Here is a 22,254-nt window from a genome sequence, read left to right on the forward strand (position 1 = left end):
CGTCCACCCCCTTCGCCGGCTGCGGCTCAGCGGCCTCGTCGGACTCGGCCTCGGTCACGTTGTCGCTGGTCATCGATGCATCTTCCTTGATCAGGAGTTACACCGATCGTTTTACAGTCCCGGCCAGGTAGCTGATCGTGCGGTACCAGCCGGCCAGAACGAGGAGTTCGAGCAGCTGGCCATCCTCGTAGTGCACACGCAGGGCATCCCAGGCAGCCTGCGAGAGCTGCGCCGTGTCGTGCAGTTAGTCGACCGCGCCGAGCAGTGCCGCATGGTGCGGCGGCCATGAGACGTTCGCCGCAGGATTGGTGTCGGTCGTCGCCTGAAGCTGTTCGGGGCCGAGCCCGGCCTGCCGGGCGAGGGTTGCGGTGTGTACGCCCCACTCGTAGGAACAGCCGGTGCGCGCGGTCACGCGGGCGATGACGAGCTCTCGGTCGATGGCGGGGAGGCTGCCGTGTCCCAGGAGCCCGGCGCCCAGGGCGAACATGCGTGAGGCCAGTTCCGGGTTGCGGTGCAGGACGCGGAACAGCGTGAGCGGCTCGTGCGGCACGTCGGGGGGCATCCACCGGCGGAGTGCCTGGTCGACGGGGGGCGTGTACGGCGGGGTGAGCGGTTGGATGCGCGGCATGCGATACCTCTTGCTTCGATTTTCGAATCAGTATCATGCTTCGAGAAGCGAAGCGCAAGGAGTGGGTGATGGGAGCCAGAGCGCCACGGCCGGGTGTGCCGGTGCGGGGGTCCGAGTCGGGCCGTCCGGTCATGGCCGCACTCGATCTGCTCGGACGGCGTTGGACGATGCGCATCCTGTGGGAGCTGAGTCAGGCGCCGGCAGGCTTCCGCGAGCTGCAGCGCCGATGCGAGCGCATGTCCTCCAGCGTGCTCAGCACCCGCCTCGACGAGCTGACCGGCGCCCGCCTGCTCACCCTGCACAGCGACGGCTACCACCTCACGCCACTCGGTCAGGACCTTGTCGAGGCGCTGAGTCCGTTGGACGCCTGGAGTCGACGATGGGCAAGGGAAACGGACACCGCCACGGCCGAGGGCTGAAACGGTCGAGCGCGGCTGGTGCGACCGCGGCGTCGAAGCCGTGGGGAGGGGCTTTCTCAGGAGGGCAGCTCGATGATCGCGCTGAGGACGCAGAGGATGACGGTCACCAGAACAGGGGTGTCGCGCCGGCGCTTGGGGTCTGCGGCCTCGCGACCCGGTATTGGCCGGCTCGGCCGCCGCGACGGACCCGGCGAGGACGCAGCCGCGGACACGCAGGAGCCGGGCCGCCTTTCACGGGCGGCCCGGCTCCGTAGGGTCACTTGCCCAGGAAGGTGACGAGCGCCGTGTTGGACCTCCTCCGCATGGGTCCACAGCAGGCCGTGCGGGTCCTGGAGGGTGCCAGTCGGGCGCGTCTTGTGGCTGTGCGTGCAGGAACGAGCCCCCCAGAGCCCAACGCGCGACGCCCCTCCCAGGAACGGCCGCCCGGCGCGGACGGCGTCCTGCGCGCGCCCACTTCTTGCTCAGGAGCGCACGGTTTCGGGCTTGGGGAGGCGGCGAAGGAGCCAGGGCGGGACGCTTGTGGCCCGTCACCGTCTCCGCAGGGCGGCGTGGCGCAGTGGACGGGCTTGGTGAGGGCTGGCCACACCCAACCCTCCGGCCCCCGGACAACGATGGAGAACGCAAGTGGCCGACGAAGCGATGGGTGACGATGTCTACCAGCCGGACGGTTCCGGGGTGCAGGACGATGTCGGGCTGCTCGACGCGGCGGACACCCTGGACTACCGGGGCGGCGACCAAGCCCTGGACGAGGGCTATTCGCCCCCGGAGAGGCCTTGGGGCGTGGAGCACACCGGCGTCACGGCGTCGGAGCAGCGGCGGGGCGAGAGTCTGGACGAGCGTCTTTCCGAGGAGTTGCCGGACAACGGTGTCCCGGAGGGCGACGGTATCGGGGACACCTGGGACACAGACGGTGAGCTCATCGACTACGAGGTCGGAGACGAGCGCGCCGGACGGCTGGTCGCGCCGGACGAGGGCAGCCATGAGAACACCGAATCCGACCTGATCGCCTCTGACATCGGCCTGGACGGCGCCGGGGCATCGGCCGAGGAGGCCGCGATCCATCTGATCCCCGACTCCGAGACCTATTGAGGGGACGGCGAGCGCAGGGACGCTGCATACAGGGCCGACGCAGTCGCGACGTCCGGTACTGCCGGTGCCGCTGCCGCTTCCCCACCGAACACGCGCTCGCCTCCAAGGTCGCCCGTCCCCGCCACGTCTGCCTCGCCGAACAAGACCTGATCAACCCGCTCGACGCCTGACTCGCCAACGCCGAACCCCAGGACAAGGCCGACGTCACGCATGGTCGCGGCGACTGCCCGTGCGCGGAAATCGGATCCTGTTGGAACACGGTTCGGGTCCTGCGGAGGCTCGGCACCCGGGCCTGGATGCTCTGGAAGCGATGCTCGACGAGGGAGCCGGGTCCGGCACGGATGGCGTGTACCGGCCCGGCTCCCGCCCGGTCAGGAGTGCGGTCGGACCGCGGTGACCTTCATCGAGACCGGCACTGGCGCAACGGTGTACGGCGTGTCGTGGACGAGGCCGAGCGCGGCCGTGTAGCGGCCGGGGGTCCGGGTCTCGGGCAGCCTCGCGTCGAGCGTGAGCCGCAGGGTGACGGCGGAGTGCGCCGGGACGGTGAGCGTGGTGGTCTCCTCGCCGAGCCAGCTGATGTCGTCGGCCTCCGTCTGTCCGTAGCCGGGCAGGAGTTCGGTGGCGGTGACGGCGTTGGCATCGCCCCAGCCGGTGCTGCCGCCGATCTTGTACAGGCCGGCCGCCGCGGCGCCGCGGTAGGTGGGGGTGGTGTTGTCCGGGAGCCGCTGCCAGGCGTCGGCGCCCGGGTCGTAGGCCCAGGTGGCGGCGGTGATGTCCGCGGTGGCCTGGGTGGCGACGGAGCCGCCGGTCAGCAGCAGTCGGCCGCCTGCGGTGGTGTAGGCCGCGCCCCATACGCCGGTGGGCAGCGAGGCGACCGGGGACCAGGTGTCGTCGGCCGGGTCGTAGGAGTAGACGTCGTCGACGACGCCCGTGCCGGGGGAGGTCCCGCCGGCGCACACGACGTGACCGTCCAGTCCGCCGCAGGCGAGATAGGCGATGGGCAGCGGGTACGGCGCCAGGCTCCGCCAGCTGTCGGTCGCCGGGTCGTAGGCCTGTACGGCCGTGACGCCGCAAGTGGCGTCGCAGCCGCCGACCATGTACAGCCGACCGTCGAGGACGGCGCTGCCGGCCAGGGAGTACGCCTCGGGAGCGGCGGCGCCGGCGGACCAGGTGTCCGTCGCCGGGTCGTAGACGGCCACCGAGGTGACGGCCTGGCCCGCTTCGTTCTTGCCGCCGGCTACGTACCACTTGCCGTCGACGAAGCCGTGGACGGGACCGCGCCGTGCTTGCGGGGCGTCGGCGCGCCGGACCCAGCCGGCGGAGGTGTCGTTCGCCGTCGTGTCGTAGGACCACAGGCCCTTCTCGACGGTGTCGTCGCCCTCCATTCCGAATCCGGTGTACACCGTTCCCCGGTAGGCGTCCGCCGCGTTGTCGATGACTCCGTAGGCGATGTCGGGAGCGGGCTGCCACTTCCCTCCCTGCGGCGGGGTCGCGGACGCGTCGGCGGACTCCTGGATCCGGACGGTGGCCGAGGCGCCGCCGGTGTTGCGGACGGTGACCGTGGCGCGGGCCGTGGTGTCCTGCCGCACCGAGGCGGCGACGGCGGACGGGGTGACGGTGACCCGGCCGGCCGGCAGATCGAGGTCCGTGGTCCGGACGCTGTCGCGTACGACGCGGGCGGTCACGGTGCGGTCCGCGTACAGGGACTTGGCCGCCGTCAGCTTCACGGCGTCGGTGCGGCCGTGGTCACCGGTCGGCGCGAACAGCCAGTACAGGCCGTCCGCGGTGGCCGGGTCGGCGGGCGTCGCGACGGACACGGCGGGTGAGGTACCCGTGGCGCCGGCGGTGACCTCGGCTCCGTTGACCGGTTCCTTGGTGTTGGCGTCCCGGGTGTGGCCGACGACCAGTCCGCCCGGGACCTTGTCGTAGGTGCGGTCGCCGACGAAGACGTCGTCCACCGCCCACCACCAGCCGTAGCTGCCGGTGAAGTGGAAGCGCAGCTGGACCGCGGAGCGGCCCGCGTAGTCGGGCAGGGGGATCTCGACGTGGGCCGGGCCGTCCACCGAGTCCGTGGTGTGCCGCCAGACGGTGGTCCAGGTGGCGCCGTGGTCGGTGCTGACGTCGACGGTCGCGCTCTGCCCGTCGTAGCCGCGGTAGGCGGTGTCGAAGGCGACCCGAGGGGCGGTGCGGTCGGTGAAGTCGTAGACGGGGCTGATGAGTTGGCTGTCTTGTGAGACGCCGCCCCCGTAGTGGTCGCTGTCCACGATGGCGAACGCCCCCTCGCCGCCGGTGGTGTTGCCGCGCGCCCCGGGGTCGTCGAAGGTCCAGCCGCCGGTGGACGAGTCGGCGTCGGCCACCCGCCAGCCGTCCGGTGCGACGGTGGTCCCGGTGAACGGCTCGGTCGGGCCCGAGCGGTGCACCGCGTAGCCGGGGGCCAGGGCCGCTTCCTCGTCCACGGGTACGGCGACGTCGGCCTTCACCGCACGCCCCGCGACCCTCACCTCCCGGGTCACCGCCCGGTATCCCGGGTAGGCCGCTGCGATGTGCAGCGTGTAGGGGTGACCGGCCGGCAGGGACACCGAGTACCGGCCGGTGGCGGGATCGGTCCACACCGGTTCCAGGGGCGTGCCGTCCACCGTGATCGCCGCGTACAACGGCCAGCCGTGTCCCGATCCGTCGGTGACGGTTCCGGAGACGGTCCGGCTCGGCACCGCAGTGATGGTCAGGTCGCGGGCGAGGTCGGTGCCGTCGTCGACGCGGACCTTGCCGGGTCCGGCGGTGGCGTAGCCGTAGGCGTCGATGGTCAGGTCGTACGTTCCCGTCGGCAGCGTCAGGGCGTAGCGACCCCGGGCGTCGGTGCTGGTGCGGTGGTCGTCGCCGGCGGAGACGGCGGCGCCGGGCACCGGTCGGCCGGTGCGGGCGTCGGTGACCGTGCCGGTGATCCGGCCGTGCGGGCCCATGCGGAAGGCGGTGAGTCCGTTCGGCGTGCCGAGTCCGGTGGGGCCGTCGTAGCCGGCGGTCGCGGTGCACAGGTAGGCGGGATCGCAGGTGCCGTTGGAGCCGTCCGTGACGTCGTTGAGCGCTTCGTCGGGGGCGGCGTACGGGTAGGCGTTGGGCTCGGTGTCCTCGACAGGGGTACCGGCGGCGGCGTACACGCCCGCGACGAGGGGCGCCGAGGCGCTGGTGCCGCCGTAGACGCCCCAGCCCGCCGAGCCGTAGCTGTCGTACACCGCGACGCCGGTGTCCGGGTCCGCCACGGCCGACACGTCGGCCACGGTGCGGTGGTCGCAGCCCGAGTCGTGCTGGAACGCGGGCTTGGGCAGGTAGCGGGAGCAGCCCGATCCGGCGCCGTAGCCGTCGTGCGACCACACCGACTCCGACCAGCCGCGTGCCGTGCCGGTGTCCCGGCGCAGACTGGTGCCGCCGACCGCGGTGACGTGGGGTGAGGCGGCAGGGAAGGACACGCCGGCGTCGTCGTCGCCGGACGAGGCGACGATCGCCACCCCGGGGTGGTCGTAGTAGGCGTCCCAGGCGGTCTCGGCCGGGTCCTCGTCGAAGAGGTCGTACCGGGTGCCGTAGGAGTTGGAGACGACGTCGGCGCCCAGGGTGACGGCCTGCTGCACGGCCGCGCCGAGGTTGTCGATGGTGGCGTCGTCCGCCTCCACGAGCAGCAGGCGGGCGTTCGGAGCGGCGGCCGACACCATGTCGAGGTCGAGCGCGGCCTCGCCGGCCCAGCCTGCCTCGGGCTCCGGGTAGTCGGCGCCGCCGCGCTGGTCGACCTTGGTGAAGCAGCCGTCCGCGCTCGTGCAGGCCGGAAGGCCGAACCGGGCGCGGTAGACGGCCAGATCGGCCTCCGCGGTGGGGGCGTCCTGGGCGACGACCACGGCGACGGTCAGGCCCGCCCCGCCGTCGTCGGGCAACGCGTAGGCGGCCCGCAGGTCGGCCGGGCCGAAGCCGGGGGGCGCCTGCGCGGCCACGGCGCCGGACCGTTTCGCGGACGGGCCGGTGCGCCGGATGGCGAAGCAGGTCGCCTCTCCGGGCGAGGGCGTGCCGCACAGCGACTCGGTGCCGTCGGCTTTGCCGGAGGAGGACGAAGCGGAGGAGGACGTGGAGGAGAGCGCTGTTCGATCGTCGGCGGAGGCGTCCGCCGCACCGGCCGTGGCCACGATCGCGGCGCTCAGGGCGACCGCCGCGATCCGGTTCCCGAGGCGCGGGCCGCTCGGGTCGGGACGTCTGAGGGGTGGTATGTGCACCGACTTCTTCTTCTCTCTCATGAGCACCCCGGTGCGAAATCGCGGGCAGGGGTGCGTCGGCATGCGTGGGCCGACCGCGCGGACGGGCGGTGACGGTGCGTCAACTCGGCCTGTGCGCAGGCAAGTGGGCATGGAGGGTGCCGCCCGGCGGTCGTGCGGGGACCGTCGGCCGGCTTCGGTCACGCAGAGGTCATCCGGCGATTCCCGCGGCGCGTACGACGGTCTGCGTCACGGTGTTGCCGCGGCTGTCACCGGCCTGGACGCGCAGCGTGAGGTACTGCGCCGAGGCGGGGGCGTGCAGGCGCAGGCTCACCTTGCCGTCGCCCCTGCCGCTGAGGCGCGCCGTCGTCCAGGTGGCGCCGTCGTCGTAGGACAGTTCCACCTTGCGGGTGTTGAGCGCCGCGTGGGAGCCGTCCTCCAGGTGCAGCGGAGTGACGAGCAGGGAGGCGTCGGCGGCTGCCTTGCCGTCGTCGGACGTCGGCAGGGTGTAGTCCACCTGGACGAGCGGGAGTCGCTCGCTGTCGTCGGCGTCCCTGGGCGCCGCGGAGGTGAAGGTCCACTCGGTGCGCGTGGCGGTCGAGTAGGGGAAGGCGGCCGTGGCGGTACGGGTCGCCGTGTGCACCAGACGGTAGGTGCCCTTCTTCGCCGGTACGGTCGCGCTCACCCCGGCGCCGCCCTCGGCCAGCAGGGTGCCGCCGCGGTACAGCGAGGTCTCCTGGGTGGTGCCGGTGCTGCCGAAAGCGGCGTAGTTGGCGTGGTCGCCGCCGGAGTCGCCCCAGGACGGGATGACGACGTCCACCTGGTCGCCGGTGCGCACGGGCAGTTGGACGCTGCCGTTGATGCGGGGCCGCACCACGGGTCCGAACCACTCCACGTCGGTGGTGCTGCCCGCCGGATAGGTGAGGGGGCCGGACGCGCTGTAGGACAGGGACTGAAGCTCGCCCTCCTCGGTCCACGAGAACGTGCTGTCGGTGCTGACGTAGTCGGTGCGGTGCGCGCCGGCCGTGCTCAGCCGGTTGGTGCCCACCTGGTACCCGGTCCAGGGGTGGATGTCGTATCGGTTCTCGTACACCTCACGGCCGGCGGGGTTGCGGAACGTGGTCTCGACCCGGGCCAGTTGCCCGGGCGTGGGTGCATAGACGGGGTCGGCGGGGATGCGGCCCTTCCAGGTGCGGACCAGGTCGTACAGGTAGTCCGTGTCGGGGCGGGAGACGGCCCGCAGAGGCACGCTGCCCGTCGTGCTCGCGTCGACGCTCGCCATGAGCTTGTCGCCCCTCGTGCGGGACAGGCCCGCCACCTCGATGGAGGACTTGATGACGGGCTCGCGCAGGCGCCCGTCGAGGTCGTTGACGAACAGCAGCAGCTTCACGCCCGCGGTCTGCGCGGCCCTGATCTGGGCGTCCGCCGTGTCCTCGTCACTGGAGTCCCAGGGCACCACGGCGGCCTTGCCGGCGGCGTCGATGCCCTTGTAGCCCTCGGCGAGACCGTCGCCCGGGTGGATCAGGTCGAGGGCGTAGTCGTCCTCGGGCAGCTTCGTCGAGCCGGGCATGATCCACAGGTCGTCGAACTCCTGCCCGCCGGCGGTCACCGACAGCAGCGGTTCCTGGTTGCGCCAGCGGGCGTTGAGGTACTGCTCGCCGTCGCTGGGCGCGGCCGTGGGCGCCGTCCAGATGCTGTCGTAGCCGTCGCCGACCAGCGAGCTGTCGGCGACCGAGGAGCCGTCCTTGAACGTGCGGTAGTAGTCCAGGCGTCGGGAGAAGTTCTCGGTCTTCTTCGGCGTGACGGCCTTGACCTCCTTGAGCTTGGTGCCGTCGAGCACGAGGTCGGTGGTGCCGGTCACCTTCACCTCGGGGATGACCATGCGGGCGTATCCGGCCGAGGCGGCGCCGTGCGTGCCCTCCACCCGGAAGTCGGCGTAGACGGTGTAGAGGCCGGGCGGCAGCAGTTCGTCGGACTGGCCGCTGCCGTAGAGGTAGGTGCCCGCGTACTCGTCGCCCTTGCGGTAGAAGGTGAGGACGCCGTCCGTGGCCTCGCCGGAGCGGCCGGTGACCTTGGTGCGGACGTGGAACAGCTGCTGGCGGGTGCTGACGCCGAGCAGGGTGTACGTCGGCGCGGCGCCCTCGGCGGACGCCGTCAGCCGTCCGGTCCAGCGCTGGAGGGCGCCCGCCTTGTCCAGGTCGGTGGTGACCGTGGCGGTCGCGGTGCCGTGCGCGGGGACCTCGACGCGGCTGGGGGAGACGGTGAAGACGCCGCCGGGAACGCCGGGGGCGTCCACGGCGAGGTCCACGGTGACGGCCTGGTCGCCGGTGTTGGTCCAGGTCGCGGTGGAGCGGACCGGGCCCTTGTCGGTGCCCTTGGCCGTGCCGGGCGAGTGGATGCCGGCGTCGATCTTGCCGGTGGCGGTCAGCGTCGCCGTGGCCGCCGCGGCGGCGTCCGCCCGGCCGTTGCCGCCGTCGTCCGCGCTGATGTCGGGGGTGGGCTTGGCGGTGCTGACCAGGGCGTCCTTGATCCGGCTGCCGGTCCACTCGGGGTGCGCGGCGGCGACCAGCGCGGCCACGCCGGCCACGTGCGGGGTCGCCATGGAGGTGCCGCTGAAGCTGGTGTAGTAGCCCGAGCCGTTGCCGGCGTACTGCGACCGGGCGGCCAGGATGCCGACGCCGGGCGCGGTGATCTCGGGCTTGAGGGCGTCGTCGCCGTAGCGGGGGCCACGGCTGGAGAACTCGGCGATGGCGTCGGAGGAGTCGACCGCTCCGACGGTCAGGGCCGCGTCGGCGGTGCCGGGCGACCGGACCGTCCGGGCACCGGGACCGTCATTGCCGGCGGCGATGGTGAACAGGGCGCCGGTCTCGGCGCTCAGCTCGTTCACGGCCCGGGCCAGCACGGTGTCGCCGTCGGCGTTCTCGCCGCTGCCCAGGCTCATGCTGATGACCCTGGCGTGGACGTCGCGGGCGGCCCATTCCATGCCCGCGAGGATCCAGGAGTCGTAGCCGTAGCCCTCGTCGGCGAGGACCTTGCCGACGTGCAGGTCGACGCCGGGTGCGACGCCCTTCTCCTTGCCGTCGGAGGCGGCGCCGCTGCCGGCGACGGTGGAGGCGACGTGCGTGCCGTGGCCGTTGCGATCGGTGACGTCCTGGCCGGGGACGAAGCTGGCGCTGTCCTCGACCGCGTCCTTCAGATCGGGATGGCCCGGATCGTAGCCGGTGTCGAGGACAGCCACGTCGACGCCGTCGCCGGTGTTGCCGCCCGCCCAGACCTCGGGGGCGCCGATCTGGGCGACCGAGTCGCTGAGGGCGGCCTCGGCCCGCCCGTCCAGCCAGACCTTGGCGATGCCGCCATGGAAGGCGGCGTCGGCGCCCGGAACCTTCGCGGGGTCGGAGTCGGATTGGGACTCGCCGCCGGTGAGCGCGCTCCACAGGGTGTCGGTGTCCTCGCGGTCCGCGGCGAGGGCCACCCCGTTGACGCTGGTGAGGGGGCGTACGTCCGTGACGCCGCCCGGCATGGCGAGGGCGCGCTTGCGCAAGACGGAGGCGGACGCCTCCTTGCCGCCGTAGGTGACGATGAGCGGCAGGTGCTTGAGCGCCGCGTCGTCGTAGCCGTCGGCCACGAGGCGGGAGACGTTGAAGAGTCGGTCGTCCAGGGCGCCGGACGCCAGGTAGGCGCGGGCGGAGTCGGGATAGACGTAGGTGTCGCCGTCCACGGACAGCACGCGCGCGCCGGCGGGCTCGCCGTCGGGACCCTGAACGGTGAGCGCGCCGGGGTTGTCGCCCACGCCGGGGGAGACGGTGACCTTGTCGCCGGTGACGAGGGTGACGACGGATGCGGCAACGTTGTCAGCATCGCGGGTGGCGCCGGCCGAGCTGTCGGACGGTGATCTGTCGGACGGCGAGGCGTCTGCGGAGGAGGCCACGTGCGGGGTCGCCGCGGTGACCAGGAGGACGGCCGCGACCACGAGCAGGCGGCGCCGTCTTCCGGACGGGTGGTGTGTCAAAGGATTCCCTCGACTTGAATGGGCGTACCGGCGGATGAATGCGCAGGGCCAGCCGCGTCGTCGGGACTGGTGGGAGCGTGCCCACCTTGACGGTGTCACGCCATATGCGACAAGATCCGGCCGTCGCGGATTCGCGCAATTGCCCATATGCGCTCGCGTCCCGCGGGCGGTGGCGCGGAGATACGGCAGAGACACGTTCAACACCGGTGCGCACAGCAGGAGTGTCAGGCTGCATGGATGTGACGTCGGACAACCCCTGGGCCGGAACCGGGCTGGACGCGCTCAGCGGGCGAGTCCTGAAGTACTTGGTGGGCCACTCCTCCGCCTCCTCCCTCACCGTGGCGGCCGCGGTCGGCGCGTCGCGCGAAGAGGTCGAGACGGCGCTGCGGTCCCTGGTGGACGCACTCCTGGTCATCCCCATCGCCGGCCGGCCCCCACGGTGGAAGGCCGGCCCGCCACGTTCGTCCCTGGGCTCCCTGCTGGCCCGCAGACGGGCCGAACTGGCCCAGGCCGAGCTGTACATGGAGCAGCTTCACGAGATCTACGACTTCGCGGCCCGCCCGCAGGCTCCGCACCTGGTGGAGGTCCTGGAAGACAACGAGGAGGTCACCGCACGCTATGCGCATCTCCTCAAGGCCAGTACCCATGAAGTACTGCACCTGGCCAAGCCGCCCTATGTGACCGGGCCCGCGGGCGCCTCCGGCCATGGGGACGCCGCACAGCCGGAGTTCCGCGAGGGATTACGGCTGCGGTCGGTCTACGACACCGAAGGTTTCACTGACACGGTGTCACTGGAGACGGCGCTGCGGGGCAGCGCCGGTGGCGGCGAGTTCCGGCTCAGCTCCCGACTTCCCGTCAAACTGGTCCTGTTCGACCGGACCGCCGCCCTCTTGCCCCTGTACGACGACCGCCCCTCGGCAGGATCCCTCGAGGTCCGCTCACCTGCCCTCGTCGGCGCACTCGCCGCGCTGTTCGAGGTCATCTGGGAGCACGCGGTGCCGGTGTCGCTGGAGAGTCGGCAGGACTGGCCGGCCCCCCGCCAGACCCGGGAGACGACACGGATCGACGAACGAACCCAGGCGATCCTCGACCTCATGGCGACCGGGATGAAGGACGACGCCATCGCCCGGGTGCTCGACATCAGCCGCCGCACCGTGCAGAAGCACGTGAGCGAGGCCGGCAGCGCACTGGGCGCCAGAACACGCTTCCAGATCGCCCTCCGGGCAGCGGAACGAGGCTGGCTGCCGCTGGAGACACCGACTTCGAACGAGTAAGGGCCGGAGCCCGGGCTCGTCCAGTCCGTTCTCGCTATTCTCCCGACTCGATTTGGCGCTTTTCCCGGAGGAAGACAGAAACGCCCGGATGAAGCGGACTTCAGAACTGGGAGAGAGATTTCATTCTGCTGCCAGCTCACCCTGACCGGCAAGGGCGAACCGTGCGGAATATGTGATCCCGCGCAAGTCGGAGGCCCGTCGGCGGGTCGGTCCCCAGGTTTTGCGATGGCGTGTCGAACGGGTGGGAGACAGGTCACGGACCGGGCCGGATGCGTTGCTGTGGGTTTGTCTCGATCGGGTCGATGACGATACATACGCGCAACAATTCGGGGGTTGACAGGCCGTCAATTGGCATCGGCTAATTGATCGCCCGCACATCATGCGTATTCACTTTCATTCAGCCCGAGTTGAGGGCCCAGTCATGATTCGTTGAACCCCTCTGCCACCTCAGGCCCAACCGAGAGCAGCGCAGTGCTGCTGCGGTGGTCACTGCACGGGAGTGGTGATCACGTAGTCGCCGGCGGGCAGGGTCTCGGTGCCGTCTGTGGCCAGAGCTGTCACCCGGTAGAAGGCGGTGGTGCCGCGCTGTGCGCCCGCGTCGATGAACTCCTGGACGACACTGGTGACTTCGGCGACTCTTTCGTACGCAGCGGTGTCCCGGTTCCAGCGATGGATCCGGTAGCCGCCCGCCTGCTCCGGTGCCGACGGGTCGAGGCCGTACCAGCTCAGGTTGTTGTCGTCGCTGCCTGCCGCGGCGGTCGCGGTGAGTGTCAGCTGGGAGCCTTCGGGGGTCGGCGGGCTCGGTGTCATGTCGAGTTCCGTGGCGGAGACGGTCTCGCTGTTCGCGGAGTTCGACTCCTCATCCAAGGCGCTGACCGCGAAGCATACTTTCCCGCAATCCGGGAGCGAGGAGTGCGCCGTGGTGGTGGTGTCGGCAGACACCTCGTAACTCCCGTAGAAGTTGCAGACAGCCGTCTTCCCCTCCTTTTCCCACATCTGGCCCCAGCGCATCGAGTACCCCGCGAGATCGGGCGTGGTGTTGGCGTCCCAGCTCAGGGCGAAGCCGTACTCGGACGGGGTGACCGTCAGTCCGGTGAGGGGGGGACGGCGGGGTGAGGTCTCTGCGGACGCCGGGACTGCGGTGGAGGGGGCGGACTCGTTGCCCGCAGCGTCAACGGACCGGCTCGGGGTGCACCGACGTGTGGTGGCGGACGCTTGCTCGCGCTGCGCAAGGCAGAGCAGTGAACGGGCACGCGTTCTACGCCCAGGACGCCTCTGCGCGTGCGTCGTGGCCGCCGGCCGTGCTGATGGGCGCCCCAACTCCCGTTACCTACAAGTTCGCCCTGGGACAGACCCGGCTTCAGTTCGTCGGCGACGGGTGCCGGTCAGTCCCTCTCGCCGCGTTCGCCGTCCCCTTCGTGCGCGACCACGCAGCCGATTCCATCGGTCCCTACCGCGCCCGCAACGCACCACTCGCCGATCCCGCCAGACTTGCCGTCGCAGTCGCCGTGGCCCGCGCCGCCTGCCGTACAGAGGAGAACCATCTGAGCCGCGTCATCGCCCGCGGCGTAGTCGGCGCCCCGGGCGCGAGCGTGCCGGGATGGATCATCTGGTGGATCCAGCAGCGCCCACCCGCGTGCGGCGGTCGCCGCACGCGGGGGCGCTTGTGGCACCGGGCCCACCGGCTGTTTCGTCAAGACCGCGGCCCTCAGAAGTGGTTCAGCAGCGCGTTCCATGTCTGAGGGCCGATCTGCCCGTCGACGACGATGCCCGCCTCCTCCTGGAAGCCCCTGGTGGCAGCGGCCGTCTGGGGTCCGAAGACACCGTCGATCGGACCGGGGTCGTGGCCGTGGGCGGCCAGGAGCCCCTGGGCGTTCTTGACGTCCTGGCCCTCTGCGCCCTCGTCCAGCGTCGGACTAGGGAAGGACGGCCGGTCCAGGTGAACCTTCCCCCAGACCGCCGGCCGGCCGTCGATCTGGGGCAGGACGCAGAACCACAGCGTGGCGAACGCATCCTGCTGGATGGCGAGGAGGTCGCCCGCCTGCCCGGTGTCCGGAGGAGCGGTGGTCCCCCCGGAAGGAGCCAGGCGTATCTGTGCGGCTTGGGACGACGAGAACTCCCCGCCGCGTCCGCTGGTGCTGGCACCCGAGACCCCGGCTCCTTGCGAGCTCTCGCCCGACACCCCGGTGCCGCTCCCGCTCTCGCCCAGGACCCCGATGGCCGAGCCGCCGTGCTCCGCGTTGTCGCCCGTGGGCAGTGCGAACCGGAAATCGATGCGGCTCTGACCCACCACCCCGGGCGCGCGACTCATCGAGATGCCGAAGACTCCTCCGGTGTCTCCGCGCCGGCCGAAGCCGACCACGCCGGCCAGGGTCCGCCCCCTGCCGAGCACTCCGTACGTACTGCCCTCGCCGACCACTCCGATCAGGTCCCGTTCGGCTTCCCTGTCCGACTCCTCGCCCGGGGCCAGGCTCTCGCCGTAGACACCGCAGAATGTCCCGACAGCGTTGACCCCGTAGACGGTGTCCGTCGACTTCGTGGAGAATCCGGCGCGGGGAAACCCAGCACCTGTGAGGGACGGGCCCACTGCGGTGAATTGATCGTCGTGCGCCATAGCACTCACCTCTGGCTGCGCGGTTTCGGATGCCCCCTCCGGTCAGTTCCAGCCTCCTCCGCTGCCGTCCCTCTGCAACCCGAGGACCTGCGATGCGCATTGCATCCGAGAGGTGCATCATCGAAATGTGGTGTACCAAAACGTTCCCGCCTCGGGGAGAGACACCGTGTCTGTGCGCCGCCGGGGTGCGTGAGGAGGTCGACCGTGTCCAGGCCGAGCTGGAGTGGCAGGAGTGGGTGATCGCCCGCAGGCGGGTCGATGCGGTGCCGGCTCCGGACTGCGGCGGCACCGCCGACACGGAGGACGTCGCGGATCCACGGGCTGCGGGCGGGCCGCCGACGTCCCGGGATGCGGCGAAGCCGAAGTCGCAGGTGCCGGTGTGGCGTGAGGGGCTGGCCTGGTCGGTGCTGTCGGTGGACTACCAGCGCATCCTCACCGTGCTCGCGGACCGGGCCCGGCTCCATCAAGGGCCGCTGCCCTGCCAGGAGTTGGCCGTGTTGTTCGGTCTGGACGCGGTGCCGGCCAAGGTGGAGGCACTGCGGTCGAAGGCGAAACGCCTGGTCGCGCTGGGCACCGAGGCCGCGATGGCCGGTTTCCGGGTCAAGTACGTCCTGGCGACCGAACTCGTCAACGAGCTCGTCGAGGCCGCCGACGAGAAGCTGCTGACCAAGACGATCGCCCGCTACGGACGGGTCGATCTTCTCTGTACTGACGAGCTGGGCTATATGGAGCTGGACCGGCGCGGCGCCGAGCTGCTGTTCCAGGTTCTGACCGAGCGCGAGGAGAAGAACAGTATGGCCATCGCCTCCAACGAGTCCTTCTCTGCGGGGACCAAGACGTTCACCGACCCGAGGCTTTGCGCGGCCATAGTGGACCGCCTCACCTTCGGCGGCAACATCATCGAGACCGGCACCGACTCCTACCGACTCGCCCACACCAAGGCCCGCGCCGAGCAGGCCCAGTAGTTGGCGGGGGGACGGACCAGGGCCTACAGGGCAACCATCAGGTGTGCAGGATGCGCAGGGCGAGCAGTGTCTGCCAGGTCCAGCCGATCGTGAGTGAGAGGCGCTGGATCAGTCCGCCGAGGTCGCCCCAGCGTTGATGCTGGCTGAACGCGGCACTGGCCAGGGCCATCGTGGCTGCGAAGAGCACGCCGCTGGCGATCGAGTAGATGGCCCACTCGGGCGAGTGGGACAGGGCGAATACGAAACAGGCCACCGTAAGGGCCAGGAATCCGATGAGCGAGAACAGGTCATGCAGCGCCCCTGCGCGGGTGTGGTGCTGGAGCTGATCAGGGGTGCCGGGAGGATAGCCGCTCACCGGATCCGTCCGGAAGGCGCCTGCACCCAGCAGGCCCACCGCCCACACACCGATCAGCAGAGCACCCCAATGGGAAGGCCCTACGCTCCACAGGCCCACTGCGAAGATCAGCGACAGTAAGCCCGTGAGGAGGAAGTTGACGGTCTGCGCCCACCCGGCGCGGCCGAGGGAGAGTGAACTGACGGGATGACGGAACGGTTGGTAGTCCACACGGCCGGCGCCTTCCAGTAGATACGTGAGGGTGAACACAGGGCCAGCGGCCATCCCGCAGGCAAGAAGCGCTTGATTACCCATCCCGTCAACATAGGTTGACGAGATGGGTGCGTCAACCTTTGTTGACATGACTGTGGGTGTCTCCCGAGACTCGATCAGGCATCGACTCGCGCGTCTGCTCCGCGAGATCAATAACGGCACCCCAAGATCTGCGCACTCGTCGAACAGGCCATGGCCACCCTCGAGGCCTGGCGGCTCCTGCGCAATCTGCGCTGCTCCACCACCCGCATCACGTGCCTCGTCCAGGCACGCTGCACCTGAGCTGCTCAAGTTGAGGCCGGGAAACGCTCATGGTGAAGAGCAATGAAACGCATTGTGACTGGGCGCTTCACCTGGCGAGTCAGCGCTTGAGTCGGCGGGGCTGAGCGTGCCGGTTGGCGGGCTCGGTCAGGGAGCGGGGGCGGGACCGCCCGGCCGGAACCGCTCCACCCCGACGATGTGCCGCACCTTGACCGGGCGCACGATCACCGAGACCCGCTGCTCCCCTGGCATGCCCCACTCGAACCGCTCGCTGCCCAGGTACTTGTGGGCCAGCCGGTCCATCCGGTGGTGCGCCTCCTCGCCCTCGATGAAGCGGGTCACCTCCCCGCTGATCTGCACCCGGTCGAAGGGATTGGCGGCGTCCGCATGGGAGAGGTAGACGCGGGGGTCGCGGCGCAGGTTCTCCTCCTTCACCCGGCCCACCGAGGTGTTGAACGTCAGCTCCCCCTCGCCCTCCAGGTCCACCCACATCGGGCTGACTTGCGGCGCTCCGTCGGCGAACACGGTGCCGATGTACCAGATGTTGGCGGCTTGCAGCCGGGCGCGGACGGCCTCGTCGAATATCGCAGTCATCCCGAGAGGCTAACAACCGTGATCAGCGTGCGTCTCGGGGAGCCGTGGATCCGCTGCTGACGTTGTCGCCGTGATGTCGTCAAGGTGCGGCCGGTTTCGGCGAGGCATCCGTCGATGAGGTTGCTGCGGTACTGAATCTGGCGGAGACCGTGCCGAAGGGGTGTGTCAATTTTAACGGCTGATCTTGGTTGTTGATGGTCAGTTGTTGCTCGGGGTCAGGCGGCCCTCGAAGGCGATCTGGAACGCGTTGAGGGGTGCTTTCCAGCGCATGGTCCACCGCTTGCGGCCCTTCCCGGTCGGGTCAAGGCTCAATGCCAGGAGGCTTAAGTCGATCAAGGTTCCATGGCGGCTCGTCACTTGGTGGTCTCGTGCGTCGCTGCAAACCGTTTCGGGCGGACGGCTACGGTTGCCGCCATGGATCAAGGGGCGGTTGGAACGGGTAGGCCGGTTGCGCGGCCGGACCAGGTGTCGCTGGGGGTCTTGGTCGCTGCGGTGCCGCGGTTCAAGGTCGACGAGGCTGCTGCGGTGTGCGGGGTGGCTGAGCAACATCGCGGGGGGAAGCTCCCTCCGCATGTGACCGCGTACCTGACGATGGCGCTCTGCCTGTTCGCCGATGACGGGTCTGAGGAGGTGGCGCAGAGGGGCACCGGGTCACTGTCGGAGTCCGGCGTCTGGGACGCGGCATGGGAGCCGCCGACGTCCTCGGGAATCACCCAGGCGCGCAAGCGGCTGGGCCGTGATGTGCTCCGCGAGACGTTCTACCGGGTCGCCGAGCCGGTAGCCACGGGCGAGACCCGGGGCGCTTGGCTGCGGCAGTGGCGCCTGATGGCCATCGACGACTTCGACCTCGATGTGCCCGACACGGCCGAGAACGCTGCCGAGTTCGGCTACGCGGGCAACGCGGAGTCCCGCTCGGCCTTCCCGAAGGCCCGGGTCGTGGCCGTGGTCGAGTGTGGATCCCACGCGTTCATGGACGCTGAGGTCGGCCCGTGGAACCACAGCGAGAAGGCAATGGCTGCCTCGCTGCTGACCTCGATCTCCAGCGACTGGCTGCTCGGGTCCAGGCTCATCAGCGCCATGTAGATGCACTTGAGGGCGGCGGCCTCATTGGGGAAGTGCCCGCGGGCACGAACTCGGCCCAGGCGTCGGACCGCAGTTTCACGATCGCCGGACACTCTTGCCCCACGCCTCCTGGAACTCCAGGAATCTTTCCGTCGCCGACCCGCTTGGTCAGCTGCTGCAGTAGCCCACCTTGCCCGGTCAGCTGCAGCCCCTCCGACCGGGCCTGCTCCACCGGCATCGCGACCAGTTGCTCGTCGGACACGGGCGCAGACGGCCCGGACTGGGCACTCTCGGCAGGCTTCACGGTCTCCAACCCCACGGCGGTTTCAGTCACTTGACGTCTCTCCCATGATCGTCGGATCCGCCGTTGGATTTACACTCCCTGACACCAGGTTCTCGTGACCCGGGGAGGTGCGCCTACTGGTTCTTGTCCGCTGTGGTGCTGGAAGCGCGCACTTCTTCCATGTCGAGGCTGCGGGCCTGGTCGATGAGGTCGTCGAGTCCAGCCCCCGGCAGCGCGCCGGCTTGACGGAAGATGGCGATCTGCTCGCGCACGATCATGAGGGTGGGGATCGATGTGATCTCGAATGCCTGCGCCAGTTCTCGCTGTGCCTCGGTGTCGACCTTGGCGAATACGGCGCCCTCGTGCTTGTCCGAGACTCGCTCGAAGACGGGCCCGAACTTGCGGCACGGGCCGCACCATTCGGCCCGGAAATCGATGATCACAAAGTCGTTTCCGGAGATGACCTCGTTGAAGTTGTCCGCGGTCAGCTCGATGGTGCTCATGAGTGCTTCTCCTGCATGTGATGGGGGTAGTGGGTTGCGCTCGGGGGCTGCGGGGCCGTCGGGCACACCGCGACCTCGAAGTGCGCCCGACGGCCGGCTGCCACGTGACGGCGTTCGTACGCCATCTGCAAGGCAGGTCCGGCGAGGTCAGCGGGCGGCGACGTTTTCCGCGGCCCCGGTCTCCCGGGCTGCCTCGTCGTCGGGCTGGAGGGGCGCGGTGTGCTTCGGGCCGCGCAGGGCGACGTAGACGAGCAGTACGGACATGACGGCGGCGCCGATCCACATGGCCTGCTGCCAGCCGTCGACGAAGGACTGCTGTGCGGCGTGGATCAGGTCCTGGGCGTGGCTGCCGGTCTTGGGTGCGACCTCGATGGCGTTGGCGATGCCTTCGCGCGCGGTGTCCGCGGCGCCCGTGGGGATGCCGTCGAGCCTGCTGTCCATGGCGCTGCGGTAGCCGTTGGCCAGGAGCGCGCCGAGCATGGCGACACCGAGGGCGGTGCCGAACTCGCGGGTGACGTCGTTGAGCGCGGAGGCAACACCCTGTTTGGCGCGGGGCAGGGAGCTGGTGATGGCCTCGGTGGAGGGTGTCATCGACAGACCCATGCCGATGCCCATGGCGAGCATGCCGGCGAGGATGGACAGGTAGCCGTCGTCGACGGACACGAACAGGGCCATCAGGGCCAGGCCGAGCGTGGCCAGGGTGACGCCCACGGTCATGGTGGAGCGGGCGCCGACCTTGGCGGCCATCTTGGGGGCCAGGCCGGAGGTCATCATCATCATGACGGCCATGGGCATCATCGCCACGGTGGACAGCAGACCGGACCAGCCGAGTACGGCCTGGAAGAACGGGAAGAGGACGACGGCGATACCGGCCTGGACGCCGAAGACGACCAGGAGGGTGATGGAGCCGCTGGCCAGGCCGCGCTCGCGGAAGAGGCGTACGTCCAGCAGCGAGGCATCGCGGCGGTGCAGTTCCCAGGCCACGAAGGTGATGGCGGCGATGACGCCGACGGCCAGGCTGATCAGGGTGATCGGGGCGAGCCAGCCGCGTTCGGGGCCTTCTTGCAGGACGAAGATGAGACCGATCACGGCGATGGTGGAGACCAGCGCGCCGATGGTGTCGAAGGAATGGGTGGAGCGCTCGCGGGAGTTGGGCACGGACTTCAGCGTCATCGCCAGCGCGATGACGACCAGGACCACGGGCAGTACGAACAGCCACCGCCAGTCGGCGACATCGACCAGCAGTGCGGAGAGGAACATGCCCAGGATGCCGCCGCCTCCGGCGACGCCGGTCCACACACCGATCGCCTTGCCTCGTTCCTCCTCGGGGAAGGTGGAGGTGATGACGGCCAGCGTGATCGGCATGATCATCGCGGCGCTGATCCCGGCGGCCACGCGGGCGGCGATCATGACCCCGGCCGACGGGGCCAGGCCGGCGGCGACGCTGGCGGCACCGAAGACGATCAGTCCGGTGACCAGCATGGGCTTGCGGCCCAGGCGGTCACCGATCGCGCCGAGCGGCAGCAGCAGCGCGGCCAGGGCCAAGGTGTAGACATTGATGATCCACAGGACAGTGGTCTGCGAGGCTCCGAACTCGACTGCCATGTGGGTCTGGGCGACGTTCAGCCCGGACACCGAGGCGATGACAGCCATCAGCGCGATCGAGACGGTGATCAGGATCGCGCGCAGCTGACGCGCATCCGGTGTACCCCCGCTGCCGGCCGGCGCGGTTGCCGCCTGAGGAGGCTGATTGGTACTCATGGTTTCCTTCCCATAAGGGCATGCAGAATCAGCGCCGGGACAGGACCGGTCGCCAGGTTGGTGAGATGGGGGACTTGCTCACCGCGCGGACCGCTGGATGGCGGTCGCGCGGTTCTTCAGCAGCGGCGTTTAGGCGTCAGCCGGTGGTCATTTGTGCGGCGGCGAGTGCGGCGTCGGTGTCCGCGGTGGCCAGCAGGGCGTTGATGTGGGAGCCGGCCAGGGCTCCGGCTGCGGCGGAGGCGCCGACCTGGGCGGTGAGGTCGGTGGCGTTGCCGGCCACCCACACGCCCGGGATCTCGGTGGTGCCGGCCATGGCGGAGGAGAATCGGCGGCCCATGTTGTCGGGCAGGTCCTCCATGGGCAGCTTCAGGCCGTCCAGGCCCTCGGTGCGGGCCTGCATCTGCGTGGCGACAGCCAGGACCCGCCTCTCCACGAAGGTGTCGTCGGCCAGGCGGACACCTGCGAGGGCGCCGTCGTCGCCATTGACGACTTCCTTGACGTCAGTCTCGATGATGCGGATGTTGCGGGCGGCGAAGCGGGCGCGGGTGTCCGCGTGCAGCTCGGTGCCGCGGGTGAAGTAGATGAGGTCGTCCGTCAGCTGCCGGAACAGCCAGGCGTGGTGGACGGAGGCCGGGCCGGTGGCGAGGATGCCGATGCGTTCATCGCGTACCTCATAGCCGTGGCAGTAGGGGCAGTGCACCACGTTGCGGCCCCAGTGCTCGGCCAGGCCAGGCACCTCGGGCAGCACGTCGCGCAGGCCGGTGGCCACCAGTACCCGGCGCGCCGTCAGCGTGCGGCCATCGGCCAGGGTGATGGCGAACCGCAGGTCACCGTCCGTTGAAGGGGCGGCAGGTTCGGCCGTGGCCACTTCCCCGAAGACGATCTGGCCGCGGTACTCGCGTACCTGCTGGCGTCCGCGCTTGAGGATCTCGGGGGGCGGGGTACCGTCCAGGACGATGAAGCCGTGCATGGCTGATGCGGGGGCGTTGCGCGGGGTGCCGCTGTCGATCACGACGACCGAGCGGCGGGAGCGGGCCAGCATCAGCGCGCCGTTCAGCCCCGCGGCGCCGCCGCCGATCACCACCACATCCACGGTCTCGGTGGGCAGTGCGTCGCTCTCGTAGTGGGAAGTCTGCGCAGACATGTCGCGCCCTTTCGTCGTACCTGGCCCCATGCCGGACCATCTGTGTTCGACGTTAAGCCCGCTTTGCATCATGGGCATACCATGTTGCCTATGACGCAAGAAGATGGGCAGCTGGACAGCCTCGTACGCAAACGGATCCGCGCGCTGCGCGTTGCGCAGGGCTGGTCACTGGAGGAACTGGCCGCCCGCGCCAACCTCAGCCAGTCCTCGCTGAGCCGCATCGAGAACGGTCAACGCCGCCTCGCCCTGGACCAGCTCGTCACCCTCGCCCGCGCACTGGACACCACGTTGGACCAGCTCGTGGAGAACGCCGCCGACGATGTCGTCGTCAGCCCGATGATCGACGGCGCCCACGGACTGATGCGCTGGCCCATCAAGGGCGACCCGGGTATGAGCGTGATGCGTCAGCGGATGACCGACCCGCCGCCCGACAACCCGGCCCGCATGCGCGCCCACCCCGGCCGCGAATGGCTCGTCGTGCTGTCCGGCACCGCCATCCTCATGCTCGGCCACCGGCGCTTTCGCATCGAGACCAACCAGGCCGCCGAGTTCCCCACCATGATGCCGCACGCCATCGGCGCCGAGGGTGGACCGTGCGAGATCATGGGCATCTTCGACCGCGACGCCCGCCGCGGCCACCAGAAAGACGCCGGCGCCGACGGCTGCGAAGCCGACTGTGGAGGCGTCCAGGGCCCCTGCGAGTAGCGAGCCACAATCGTACGGAAGGCCCCGGCGAGGCGGGCGATCTTGCGTGCTGGGCAGCGCGCCAAGCCACCTTCTTGCGCATTGCGCAAGCAGTTGCACGGAAG

At 70.1% G+C, this 22,254-nt stretch carries 15 protein-coding genes and 2 pseudogenes; 7 read left to right on the plus strand and 10 right to left on the minus strand.

From position 1 onward, the window contains the following. Positions 1 to 97 precede the first annotated feature (97 nt). Positions 98 to 628: pseudogene (locus AB0J04_RS24010) on the minus strand (carboxymuconolactone decarboxylase family protein). 68 nt (positions 629 to 696) lie between these two features. On the opposite strand from AB0J04_RS24010, the gene AB0J04_RS24015 reads away from it, so the two are divergent. Together AB0J04_RS24015 and AB0J04_RS24020 are read left to right on the plus strand one after the other, a co-directional pair. Then, a complete protein-coding gene (locus AB0J04_RS24015; RefSeq protein WP_363170600.1) occupies positions 697 to 1,047 on the plus strand; it encodes a helix-turn-helix domain-containing protein in 351 nt (116 codons plus the stop codon). A gap of 639 nt (positions 1,048 to 1,686) precedes the next feature. Further along, the gene (locus AB0J04_RS24020; RefSeq protein ID WP_363170644.1) at positions 1,687 to 2,136 is read left to right on the plus strand and encodes a DUF5709 domain-containing protein; all 450 of its coding nucleotides are present in this window, start codon (positions 1,687 to 1,689) and stop codon (positions 2,134 to 2,136) included. A gap of 371 nt (positions 2,137 to 2,507) precedes the next feature. Here the strand turns inward: AB0J04_RS24020 and AB0J04_RS24025 are convergent, their stop codons facing one another. After that, a complete protein-coding gene (locus tag AB0J04_RS24025; RefSeq protein ID WP_363170601.1) occupies positions 2,508 to 6,410 on the minus strand; it encodes a carboxypeptidase regulatory-like domain-containing protein in 3,903 nt (1,300 codons plus the stop codon). Between the two features lie 169 nt (positions 6,411 to 6,579). Beyond that, positions 6,580 to 10,377, minus strand: a complete 3,798-nt coding sequence (locus AB0J04_RS24030; RefSeq protein ID WP_363170602.1) for a S8 family serine peptidase — start codon at positions 10,375 to 10,377, stop codon at positions 6,580 to 6,582. A 233-nt stretch (positions 10,378 to 10,610) separates the two neighbouring features. On the opposite strand from AB0J04_RS24030, the gene AB0J04_RS24035 reads away from it, so the two are divergent. Next, complete coding sequence (locus tag AB0J04_RS24035; RefSeq protein ID WP_363170603.1) at positions 10,611 to 11,651, plus strand: LuxR C-terminal-related transcriptional regulator; 1,041 nt, start codon at positions 10,611 to 10,613, stop codon at positions 11,649 to 11,651. Positions 11,652 to 12,137: 486 nt separating this feature from the next. Here AB0J04_RS24035 and AB0J04_RS24040 read toward each other — a convergent pair whose 3' ends face one another. Further along, positions 12,138 to 12,518, minus strand: coding sequence for a hypothetical protein (locus tag AB0J04_RS24040; RefSeq protein WP_363170604.1), 381 nt, complete (start codon positions 12,516 to 12,518; stop codon positions 12,138 to 12,140). 841 nt (positions 12,519 to 13,359) lie between these two features. Next, a complete protein-coding gene (locus tag AB0J04_RS24045) occupies positions 13,360 to 14,265 on the minus strand; it encodes a peptidoglycan-binding domain-containing protein (protein ID WP_363170605.1) in 906 nt (301 codons plus the stop codon). A gap of 185 nt (positions 14,266 to 14,450) precedes the next feature. On the opposite strand from AB0J04_RS24045, the gene AB0J04_RS24050 reads away from it, so the two are divergent. Next, entirely contained in the window at positions 14,451 to 15,230 is a 780-nt protein-coding gene (locus AB0J04_RS24050; RefSeq protein ID WP_363170606.1) for an ATP-binding protein, read from the plus strand. A 37-nt stretch (positions 15,231 to 15,267) separates the two neighbouring features. Here AB0J04_RS24050 and AB0J04_RS24055 read toward each other — a convergent pair whose 3' ends face one another. Further along, positions 15,268 to 15,879, minus strand: coding sequence for a DUF998 domain-containing protein (locus tag AB0J04_RS24055; RefSeq protein WP_363170607.1), 612 nt, complete (start codon positions 15,877 to 15,879; stop codon positions 15,268 to 15,270). Between the two features lie 114 nt (positions 15,880 to 15,993). On the opposite strand from AB0J04_RS24055, the pseudogene AB0J04_RS24060 reads away from it, so the two are divergent. Then, positions 15,994 to 16,119 (plus strand): annotated as a pseudogene (locus tag AB0J04_RS24060) (IS5/IS1182 family transposase); the annotation flags it as partial. Between the two features lie 126 nt (positions 16,120 to 16,245). On the opposite strand, the gene AB0J04_RS24065 reads toward AB0J04_RS24060, so the two are convergent. Beyond that, positions 16,246 to 16,692, minus strand: a complete 447-nt coding sequence (locus AB0J04_RS24065) for a PPOX class F420-dependent oxidoreductase (protein WP_363170608.1) — start codon at positions 16,690 to 16,692, stop codon at positions 16,246 to 16,248. A gap of 414 nt (positions 16,693 to 17,106) precedes the next feature. Between AB0J04_RS24065 and AB0J04_RS24070 the strand changes: the two genes are divergently transcribed. Beyond that, positions 17,107 to 17,775 (plus strand): transposase domain-containing protein, encoded by a 669-nt coding sequence (locus AB0J04_RS24070; protein WP_363170609.1) that lies wholly within the window; start codon positions 17,107 to 17,109, stop codon positions 17,773 to 17,775. 396 nt (positions 17,776 to 18,171) lie between these two features. Here the strand turns inward: AB0J04_RS24070 and AB0J04_RS24075 are convergent, their stop codons facing one another. The 3 genes from AB0J04_RS24075 to AB0J04_RS24085 form a co-directional block, all read right to left on the minus strand. Further along, positions 18,172 to 18,540, minus strand: coding sequence for a thioredoxin domain-containing protein (locus tag AB0J04_RS24075; protein WP_363170610.1), 369 nt, complete (start codon positions 18,538 to 18,540; stop codon positions 18,172 to 18,174). 147 nt (positions 18,541 to 18,687) lie between these two features. Further along, positions 18,688 to 20,301: an MFS transporter gene (locus tag AB0J04_RS24080; RefSeq protein ID WP_363170611.1), complete on the minus strand. Its 1,614-nt coding sequence runs from the start codon at positions 20,299 to 20,301 to the stop codon at positions 18,688 to 18,690. Positions 20,302 to 20,437: 136 nt separating this feature from the next. Next, positions 20,438 to 21,445 (minus strand): NAD(P)/FAD-dependent oxidoreductase, encoded by a 1,008-nt coding sequence (locus tag AB0J04_RS24085; RefSeq protein WP_363170612.1) that lies wholly within the window; start codon positions 21,443 to 21,445, stop codon positions 20,438 to 20,440. 90 nt (positions 21,446 to 21,535) lie between these two features. Here AB0J04_RS24085 and AB0J04_RS24090 point away from each other — a divergent pair, with 90 nt between their 5' ends. Beyond that, a complete protein-coding gene (locus tag AB0J04_RS24090) occupies positions 21,536 to 22,150 on the plus strand; it encodes an XRE family transcriptional regulator (protein ID WP_363170613.1) in 615 nt (204 codons plus the stop codon). Positions 22,151 to 22,254 lie beyond the last annotated feature (104 nt).

This window comes from Streptomyces sp. NPDC050263 (genome assembly GCF_040655955.1).
Taxonomy (GTDB): domain Bacteria; phylum Actinomycetota; class Actinomycetes; order Streptomycetales; family Streptomycetaceae; genus Streptomyces.